Genomic DNA, 220 nt, shown 5'->3' with positions numbered 1-220 from the left:
TGCGCAATTTATAGCAACAAAAGGCTCATCACATCTGCTGCAATTATCATGAATGTAACGAGCAACCACTTCTATACCAGAGCCACTAGGACCCAGTACCATAACACTTGCATCAGAGCGAGCTACCTTACTTGCAAGATCTAATAATTGAATACTACTTGGGTCAGCCACTACAGGGCCTTCTATCTCTATAGGTTTATCTTGTAAATATCGACACACC

1 protein-coding gene is annotated in these 220 nt (G+C 41.8%); it reads right to left on the bottom strand.

Annotated features, from left to right (window positions below):
• The coding region (locus V6260_RS18965; protein WP_341595605.1) for a sigma 54-interacting transcriptional regulator at nt 1–220 on the bottom strand (220 nt) is incomplete at both ends.

This window comes from Pseudoalteromonas aliena (assembly GCF_038155085.1).
GTDB lineage: Bacteria > Pseudomonadota > Gammaproteobacteria > Enterobacterales > Alteromonadaceae > Pseudoalteromonas > Pseudoalteromonas aliena_A.
The sequence above is the reverse complement of the archived record's forward strand: the minus strand, read 5'-3'. Positions and strand labels throughout refer to the sequence as shown.